This window comes from Pseudomonas protegens, assembly GCF_003732485.1.
Taxonomy (GTDB): domain Bacteria; phylum Pseudomonadota; class Gammaproteobacteria; order Pseudomonadales; family Pseudomonadaceae; genus Aquipseudomonas; species Aquipseudomonas protegens_B.
This window is the reverse complement of the sequence record NZ_MOAK01000036.1, coordinates 43,749-51,709: the sequence shown is the minus strand read 5'-3', so window position 1 is coordinate 51,709 and position 7,961 is coordinate 43,749. Positions and strand designations below refer to the sequence as shown.

The window sequence follows — 7,961 nt, the reverse complement described above, 5'->3', positions numbered from 1 at the left end:
CTGCTTGAGGGTCGTAGCCTGATTCAAGCCAACGTTGACCGCCCCCACTTCCAGCTGCGGCGCCTCGATGGCCTGTACCAGCACCTCCACCAGATCAGCGACGTAGACGAAATCCCGAGTCTGCTCGCCATCGCCGAACACGGTGATCGGCAGCCCCAGCTGGGCCCGCTCGCTGAAAATGCTGATCACCCCGGAATAGGGCGAGGACGGATCCTGGCGCGGGCCGAAGATATTGAAGAAACGGAAGATCGCCGGTTCCAGCCCATGCTGGCGCCGGTAGAAGTCCAGGTAGTACTCGCTGGCCAGCTTGTCCGAGGCATAAGGGGTCAGCGGCGCCTTGGCCGTGTCCTCGTCGATGGACTGGCCTTCCCCGTTGTTGCCATACACCGCGGCGCTGGAAGCGAACAGCACTCGCTTGACGCCGTGCTCACGCATGGCCTCGCAGACATTCAGGGTGCCGATGAAATTGCTCTGGTGAGTCTGCACCGGATCGTCCACCGAGGCCTGCACCGAAGCCACCGCCGCCAGATGCACCACGGCGCAACAGCCGTGCATGGTACGGCTCACCAGATCCGCGTCGGCAACGTCGCCCTCGATCAGTTCCAGCCGCGGGTTGTCCAGCGGCAGATTGCTCGGTTTGCCGCTGGACAAGTCGTCCAGCACACGCACCGAGTAGCCCTTGGCGAGCAAGGCATCGGTCAAGTGCGAACCAATGAAACCGGCACCGCCGGTGATCAATACAGGGCCATCAGCCATGACGATAAAACCTGTCCAGTAAAGTGGGGAGCGCGGCACGCCAAGCGCGCGGCTTGATCCCGAAGGTATGAAGAATCTTCTTGCAGGCCAGCACCGCGTGCTGCGGTTCTTCGGCTGCATCGGCACAGGCGGCATGGGCCTGGGCGGTTGGCGCCTCGATGGCCAGCGGGTGCAGTTGCCGTGCTTCCGTCAGCACCGCCTGGCCCAGGGCCAGGGGCGTGGTCGCCTCCTGACCGGCATAGTGATAGGTGCCCCACAGCGGCGCGGCACAGTCGAGCTGCTTGAGCACCGAAATGATCACCCGTGCGGCGTCGTCCACCGGAGTCGGATTGCCACGACGGTCGTCCGCCATCAACAGCTCTTCCGGGGATTCGGCCCGGGCCAGGAAACGCCCGAGAATGCCGTCCGGGCTGTCATCCAGCAGCCAGCCGAAACGCAGCAGCACGTGCTGCGGGCAGGTGGCGCGAACGCTCTGCTCGATCCGCCACAGCGCCTGGCCGCGCAGCCCCAGGGGCACCGGCTCGTCCTTTTCGCTGTAGGCAGTCGCCCGGGAACCGTCGAACACCCGATAGCTCGAAGGCTGCACAAGAATGATGTTGTGATGCTGGCACAGTTCCGCCAGCCGTTCGACCGCGCGTTCCTGACCGCTCAGGCGCGCCTCACTCACCGTCTCCGCCTGAAACCAGTCGAAGTAGTAAGCCAGGTTGATCAAGGCATCCGGGCGGGTGTCGTCGAGCAGTTGCGTAAGGCTCGCGGCATCCCAGCCGTCTTGCGGCGGACGGGGGGCGAGGAAACCAATGTCCTCCTCCGCACCCAGGCGAATCAGCGCCTGCCCAAGGGCATTTCCGCCGCCCAGTAACATAAGGCGCATTCGCATAGAGTCAGCAGGCCCAGTCTGTTCAGAACGATGGTTTGGATCGGCCAATCCCGTGGGTTCGACCGTCGAGAATTGCCGGAATCGTTGCATTTTGCGGGTTTGTGGCGCAAGCGTCACTGAGAAAGTGTCGGTGCGACCTTGTGCCCTCCCCGCCAGCTGCAGAGCACGGTACTTGCAAGTTGCCCTGGGCGGCCGCATAAACCATCCATGAACCTCGCCGAATCCGTGAACCCGGTCCTGGACGGTTTTCATCCCGCCGTCAGCGCCTGGTTCGAGCGTACCTTTGCCGCCGTGACCACGGCCCAGGCCCGCGCCTGGCCGTTGATTGCCCAGCGCCGCTCGACCCTGATTGCCGCCCCCACCGGCTCGGGCAAGACCCTCACTGCCTTTCTCGCCGTGATCGATGATCTGGTCCGCCAGGGCCTGGCTGCCGGCGACCAGTTGCCGGACGCGACCCTGGTGGTCTACGTCTCGCCGCTCAAGGCCCTGAGCAATGATATCCAGATCAACCTGCAGGAGCCGCTGGCCGGCATCACCGAACAGCTGCGGCTGATGGGTTTGCCGCAGCTGTGCATCCGCACCGCAGTGCGCACGGGCGACACCTCGCAGAAAGAACGCAACGCCATGCGCAAGAGCGCGCCGCAGATTCTCGTCACCACCCCCGAATCCCTCTACGTGCTGCTGGGCTCGGACTCCGGGCGCAAGATGCTGGCCAGCACCCGCAGCGTGATCGTCGACGAGATCCACGCCCTGGCCGGGAGCAAGCGCGGCAGCCACCTGGCCCTGAGCCTGGAGCGCTTGCAGGCCCTATGCTGCGAGCCCCTGCTGCGCATCGGTCTGTCCGCCACGCAGAAACCCATCGAGGCCGTATCGCGTTTTCTGGTGGGGCATGAGCGCCCCTGCGAAATCGTCGACATCGGCCATGCTCGCCCCCGGGACCTGGATATCGAAGTGCCGCCCGTGCCGCTGTCGGCGGTCATGGCCAATGATGTCTGGGAGCTGGTGTACGAGCGACTTGCTGCCCTGGCCCGGGAACACCGCACGACGCTGATTTTCGTCAACACCCGACGTCTGGCCGAGCGGCTGGCCCGGCACCTGAGCGAACGCCTGGGCAAACAGGCGGTGGCCGCACACCACGGCAGCCTGGCCAAGGAGCAGCGCCTGGAGGCCGAGCAACGGCTCAAGGCCGGGGACCTGCAAGTGTTGATCGCCACCGCCTCCCTGGAGCTGGGCATCGATATCGGCGATGTCGACCTGGTGTGCCAGATCGGCTCGCCGCGCTCGATCTCGGCCTTTCTGCAACGGGTCGGCCGCTCCGGCCATCAGGTGGGCGGCACCCCGAAGGGCCGGTTGTTTGCCCTGACCCGGGACGACCTGATCGAATGCGCCGCCCTGCTCGACTGCGTACACCGGGGTGAGCTGGACAGCCTGCTGATTCCCCATGCACCGCTGGATGTGCTGGCCCAACAGATCGTTGCCGAAGTCAGCTGCCAGGAATGGTCGGAAGAAGCCTTGCTGGACCTGCTGCGCCGGGCCACGCCGTATGCCGACCTGGATCAGGCCCACTACCAGGCGCTGTTGCAGATGCTCGCCGAAGGCTTCAACGGTCGCCAGGGCCTGCGCAGCGCCTATCTGCATCGCGATGCCTTGACCCGCAGCCTGCGCGGTCGGCGTGGCGCCAAGCTGACGGCGGTCACCAGCGGCGGGACCATTCCCGACAACGCCGACTACAGCGTGCTGCTGGAACCCCAGGGCCTGAACATCGGCAGCGTCAACGAAGACTTCGCCGTGGAAAGCATTGCCGGCGACGTGTTCCAGCTGGGCAACACCTCGTACCGCATCCTGCGGGTGGAAGCCGGCAAGGTGCGGGTCGAAGACGCCCGGGGCCAGCCGCCGAACATTCCCTTCTGGCTCGGCGAAGCCCCGGGGCGCAGTGCCGAGCTGTCCAGCGCCGTGGCTCGCCTGCTGGCCCAACTCGATGCCCTGCTCGGCGCTACTGCGGGCCAGTTGCAACCGGCCATCGACTGGCTGCAGCAGGCGCTGGGCCTGAATCGCGCCAGCGCCGAGCAACTGGTGGATTACCTGGCGCCCGCGCGCGTGGCCCTGGGCGCCCTGCCGTCCCAGGACACGCTGATCATGGAGCGTTTCTTCGACGAGTCCGGCGGCACCCAACTGGTGATCCACAGCCCCTTCGGCAGCCGCATCAACCGCGCCTGGGGCCTGGCCCTGCGCAAGCGCTTCTGCCGCACCTTCAACTTCGAACTGCAGGCGGCCGCCAGCGAGGACGCCATCGTCCTCTCGCTGTCCACCAGCCACAGCTTTGCCCTGGATGAGGTATGGCGGTACCTGCACAGCAACAGTGCCGAACATATCCTGATCCAGGCGCTGCTGGATGCCCCACTGTTCGGCGTGCGCTGGCGCTGGAACGCCGGGGTGGCCCTGGCCCTGCCGCGCTACAGCGGCGGACGCAAAGTGGCGCCGCAAATCCAGCGGATGAAAAGCGAAGACCTGATCGCCAGTGTGTTCCCCGATCAGATCGCCTGCCTGGAAAACCTCGCCGGCGAACGGGAGATTCCCGACCACCCGTTGGTGGAACAGACCCTTGACGACTGCCTGCACGAAGCCATGGACAGCGAAGGCTGGCTGCAGCTGTTGCGGCGCATGGAACAAGGCCAGGTGCGCCTGCTGAGCCGCGAGCTGCCGGCGCCCTCCCCCCTGGCGGCAGAAATTCTCAGCGCCAAGCCCTACACCTTTCTCGATGACGCGCCCCTGGAGGAACGCCGCACCCAGGCGGTATTGGCGCGGCGCTGGAGCGACCCGCAAGCCACCGACGACCTCGGCGCCCTGGATGCGGACGCCATAACCGCCGTAGCTCAAGAGGCATGGCCAAACCCGGCCACGGCCGATGAAATGCACGAAGCCCTGATGAGTCTCGCCGCCATCAGCGAGACGGAAGCCCAAGCCAACCCGCAGTGGCCGCAATGGCTGGAAACCCTGGCTGCCCAAGGCCGCGCCTGCCGTCTGCAGGCCGGCCCCGATGGCGGCTTATGGCTTGCCCTCGAACGCATCAGCTGCCTGCAGGCGCTGTATCCCCAGGCCGACATGCAACCCGCGCTGGTACCAGTGCCCGGTTTCGACCAGGCCTGGGAGGAACAGGCGGCCCTGGTGGAACTGATTCGCGCCCGCCTCAGCGGCTTCGCCCCCTTGACCCTGACGCAGATCACCGCGCCCCTGGGCCTGCCCGCGACCCGCATCAGCCAGGCGCTGATCCAGCTGGAAAGCGAAGGCTACGTGCTGCGGGGCCGCTTCAGCCCCGGTGGCCAGGAAGAGCAATGGTGCGAACGCCACCTGCTGGCGCGGATCCACCGCTACACGGTGAAGCGCCTGCGCCGGGAGATCGAACCTGTGGCCTTGCAGGACTTCATGCGTTTTCTGTTCGACTGGCAGCACCTGTCACCGGGCACCCAGGGCCAGGGCAGCGCGATGCTGGCCGAGGTGGTGACGCAGTTCGAAGGCTACCCCGCCGCCGCCTCGGCCTGGGACAGCAACCTGCTGCCGGCGCGCCTGAAGGACTACTCCACCAGTTGGCTGGATGATTTGTGCCGCAGCGGCAAAGTGGTCTGGAACCGAATCAACAGCAGCGGCAAGAGCGCCACCAGCGCCCTGCGCAGCACCCCCATCGTGCTGCTGCCGCGGGCCCGGGTGGCGCTATGGAACGCCTTGACCGCCCCCACTGACAGCCGCGAACTGTCGCCCAAGGCACAGAAGGTCTACGCCGTACTAAGCCAGCAGGGCGCACTGTTTTTCGATGAACTGCTGCACGAAGCCCACCTGCTGCGCAGCGAACTGGAAACCGTGCTGCAGGAACTGGTGGGCGCCGGCCTGGTGAACGCCGACAGCTTCGCCGGGCTGCGAGCTCTGATCACCCCCGCCAGCAAACGCCAGAACCGCAGCAGCCGCCGCGGACGTGGCGCCTTTGTCGGCGGTATGGACGATGCCGGACGCTGGGCCTTGCTGCGCCGCAGCTCGAACGAGGATGCCAGCGCCACTCTGGAGCACGTGGCCATGACCCTGTTGCGCCGCTACGGCGTAGTGTTCTGGCGACTGCTGGAACGCGAGGCGGACTGGCTGCCCAACTGGCGCGACCTGCTGCGCACCTTGCATCGGCTGGAAGCCCGCGGAGAAATCCGTGGCGGACGTTTTGTCAGCGGTCTGGCCGGCGAGCAATTCGCCTTGCCGGAGGCCATCCCACTGCTGCGGGAAGTGCGCCGTCGGCCCCATGACGGCAGCCTGATCGCCGTCTGTGGCGTGGACCCGCTGAACCTTGCCGGGACCCTGCTGCCCGGTCCCAGGGTCCCGGCCCTGAGCGGCAACCGCCTGGTGTATCGCGACGGCCTGCCCGCCGCGGCCGACATCGGCGGCACCCAGCACCTGTGGCTGGAACTGGAGCCCCTGGCCGCCCAGGCCCTGCGCAACAAACTCATCCAGCACTGACCCGTAGGAACCGGCCTGCCGGCGAAAGGGCCCGAAAGCCCTGCGCCAGATCCTGCGGCCTCTTCGCTGGCAACCAGCTCCTACATGGAGCGGGCCCCGGCGCAGGTCGTTGCATAGGCAGGGCCACGCGATCATTGCGGGCGCGGGGACCCGGGGAGCAGCAGGGCCGAAGCGTCTTGCTCGGGCTCGTCTTCGTGCATGCGTCGCTCCGGCAGCACCACCGGCTGTGGATAAGTCTGGGCGAAGTGCACCCAGGGGCAGTTATCCACAAGCTTCTTCAGGCGCTGGTTGAAGGCCCGGCTGACCGCGTACTGGCCACCGGAAACGGTGCGGAACTGCGCCGTCAGGACCACGCCGTTGAGGTCCATCTTGTCCACCCCGAATACGTCCAGGCCACCTTGCAGGTTGTACTTGAGGAAGCTGTCTTCACTGATGGAGCGCCCGGTCTCGCGGATCAGCTCGATGGCTCGATCGACGTCGGTGTCGTAGGTGAACTGCACCGAGAAGAAGGCATAGGCGAACTGTCGCGACTGGTTGGTGACGGCCTTGATCTGGCCGAACGGCACCGAGTGCACGAAACCCTTGCCGTCGCGCAGGCGCAGGGTGCGGATGGTCAGGCCTTCGACCGTGCCGGCGTGGCCGGAGTCGAGCACCACCCAATCGCCAATGGACAGCGTGTCTTCGATGATGATGAACAAGCCGGTGATCACATCCTGCACCAGTTGCTGGGAACCGAAGCCGATGGCCAGGCCCACCACGCCGGCACCGGCCAGCAGTGGCGCGACGTTGATCCCCAGGTTGGCCATGGTGGTGATCGCGCAGATCACCACCAGGATGATTTTGATCGCGTTGCGCAGCAGCGGCAGGATGGTCTTGACCCGAGTGCTGGGCTGACGCGCCGAGCGTTTGCTGAGCGGCGGTTTCAGGGCCTCCTGGATCGCCGTGTCCAGCACCACCCATAGCAGCCAGGTCACCAGGAAGATCAGGCCGATGCTGCTCAGGGAGTCGCTAATGGCCCGGCCCACGCTATTGCGCTGGGCGAACTCCAGCAACGAGAGTCCCCAGATGCGGCCAAGGATCTCGATGAAGGCGATGGCCATGACGATCCGCAGCAAGGCGTGCAGCAGGCTGAGGAAACGCTCCTTATAGGCACTGCTGCGCTGGATCGACTGGGTGCTGCGGGACTTGAACAAATGCTGCAATACCGTGCTGAGGAACACCGTGGCGATCAGCAGCACGGTGGTCAGCAAGGCGCAACGCAAGGCTTTCTGGCTGTCCTCGCCGGCGCCGATCAGGTTGACCGCCGAGACCAGCACCATCAGCAGGATCGGCCAGTACCAGAGCCCGGAAAAGATCCGCAGCGACTCCTGCAACGCCGGTTGCTTGAGGCGCAGGGCAAGGGAGCGGTTGCGGATCAGGTGCGCCACCGGCCGGCGCAGGCGGACCACCAGCACGGCGAAGACCACCGAGGCCAGCAGACCGGCAAACACCGCCACACTGCTGGTGATGTTGCCTCCCAGTTGACGGGCGATCTGCGGGCTGGTCAGAGCATCGCTGAGGGCAGCGAGAAAGCCGATCAGGAACAGCGGTTTGGGGCAGTAGCCACGGATGATGCGTACCGCCGGGCGCTTGTGCCCGAGGTTGAACATCACGATCAGGCACAGCAGCACCGAGGTGGAGACGATGCCGCTGCTGGTGGCATAGGCCAGGCACAGGGCCAGCGCCCGTCCCACCGAGCCAGGCAGCGAATGGCTGACATACAGGGTCAGCGGCAGACAGATCAGTGCGGGCACGGTATAGGGCAGCAAGTACTCCAGCAGCCCCTGACCACGCG

Annotated in this window: 4 protein-coding genes; 1 reads left to right on the top strand and 3 read right to left on the bottom strand. The window is 66.0% G+C overall.

The features are described 5' to 3' along the window. Both BLX41_RS07135 and BLX41_RS07130 read right to left on the bottom strand, forming a co-directional pair. The coding region (locus BLX41_RS07135; RefSeq protein ID WP_259744510.1) for an NAD-dependent epimerase/dehydratase family protein at positions 1-756 on the bottom strand (756 nt) is incomplete at its 3' end. Next, positions 749-1,633 carry a sugar nucleotide-binding protein gene (locus tag BLX41_RS07130; RefSeq protein ID WP_123724319.1) on the bottom strand — a complete coding sequence of 295 codons (885 nt, stop codon included), beginning with the start codon at positions 1,631-1,633 and terminating at the stop codon, positions 749-751. The genes BLX41_RS07135 and BLX41_RS07130, both read right to left, overlap by 8 nt. Before the next feature lie 207 nt (positions 1,634-1,840). On the opposite strand from BLX41_RS07130, the gene BLX41_RS07125 reads away from it, so the two are divergent. Then, positions 1,841-6,127 (top strand): DEAD/DEAH box helicase, encoded by a 4,287-nt coding sequence (locus BLX41_RS07125; RefSeq protein WP_123724318.1) that lies wholly within the window; start codon positions 1,841-1,843, stop codon positions 6,125-6,127. Between the two features lie 131 nt (positions 6,128-6,258). Here the strand turns inward: BLX41_RS07125 and BLX41_RS07120 are convergent. Then, on the bottom strand, positions 6,259-7,961 hold a 1,703-nt coding region (locus tag BLX41_RS07120), incomplete at its 5' end, for a mechanosensitive ion channel family protein (protein ID WP_259744509.1).

What these genes read in the sequence shown, in the direction of transcription:
- BLX41_RS07130 (WP_123724319.1), bottom strand. Translation starts at nt 1,633, where the DNA reads ATGCGAATGCGCCTTATGTTACTGGGCGGCGGAAATGCCCTTGGGCAG.
- BLX41_RS07125 (WP_123724318.1), top strand. Translation starts at nt 1,841, where the DNA reads ATGAACCTCGCCGAATCCGTGAACCCGGTCCTGGACGGTTTTCATCCC.